This window comes from Sphaerochaeta sp. S2 (genome assembly GCF_016406725.1).
In the GTDB taxonomy this organism is placed as follows: Bacteria; Spirochaetota; Spirochaetia; order Sphaerochaetales; family Sphaerochaetaceae; genus Sphaerochaeta.
This window is the reverse complement of the sequence record NZ_JAEKNT010000221.1, coordinates 1-1112: the sequence shown is the minus strand read 5'-3', so window position 1 is coordinate 1112 and position 1112 is coordinate 1. Positions and strand designations below refer to the sequence as shown.

General features: G+C 32.4%; 2 protein-coding genes. Both read right to left on the bottom strand.

Translation table 11 applies throughout. The features are described from left to right. A partial coding sequence (locus JF818_RS06150; RefSeq protein ID WP_198891138.1) for a YeeE/YedE family protein occupies positions 1 to 531 on the bottom strand: 531 nt, incomplete at its 3' end. Positions 532 to 604: 73 nt separating this feature from the next. After that, on the bottom strand, positions 605 to 1112 hold a 508-nt coding region (locus tag JF818_RS06145; RefSeq protein WP_198891136.1), incomplete at its 5' end, for a Crp/Fnr family transcriptional regulator.

The window sequence follows — 1112 nt, the reverse complement described above, 5'->3', positions numbered from 1 at the left end:
GGTCATTATTAAACCACCTATAAAAAATCCAATGACTGATATTACAGAAGGAATTTCTAAATTACTTAATCCCACAATAGCATGTCCGGATGTACATCCACCTGCCCATCGTGCTCCAAAACCAACCATAAACCCTGCTACTATCAAAATAATAAAACCTTTAAGTGTTAGCATAGTTTCTATACTAAAAATCTCATCGGGCAAATAAGATGTTCCTGCATTAGCAATACCTATATCGGCTAAATCTTTAACCGTTTGTGTGTTTATAGCTACTACTTCTGTAGTTGAAAGCCATTGGGTAGCAATAAAACCACCAACAATTGAACCAGCAATAAAAATTAAGTTCCACACATTTTGTTTCCAGTCAATTTTAAAATAATCTACAAATTTTCCCGCACCACCAATAGAGCAAAATGTTTCAAGGTTTGAAGAAACTCCAAAGCGTTCGCCAAAGTAGAAAAGTAAAAACATGACCAACGCAATTACAGGGCCTGCAACATACCAAGCCCAAGGTTGACTTATAAATTCCATAATTATTATTTTTAGTTAGTATAATCTAATGTATTGTATAAATCGCGCATCTTTGTAACTATTGTTACATAAGTTAGAATTCTAAAATCTCAATTTTATTTCTGTTAAGCTTGATTTTACCTTCATTTTCAAGTTGTTTTAACAATCTTGAAATAACAACACGCGATGTATGTAAATCGTAAGCAATATCTTGATGTGTTGTGTTTAGAGATGTTTCTCTCAAAATTTGAGCTTTATCTGTCAAATATTTATACAAACGCTCATCCATTCTCATAAATGCCAATGTGTCAATAGTTTCCATCATTTCATTAAGTCGAATATTGTAACTATCAATTACAAAATTTCTCCAAGACTTATATTTAACCAACCACTCGTCTAATTTTTCTTTTGGCAGAAAAATAATTTCCGATTCTTTTTCGGCTATGGCTCTAATTCCACATTTATTGTTAGATATAGCACTCGCAAAAGAGCTGGCACAAGTATCTCCTCTTTCCAAAAAATATAACAAGATTTCTTCTCCTTTTTTATCTTCCCTTACAATTTTAATTGCTCCGTTAAGTAAAAGAGGAACTCCTTTCATT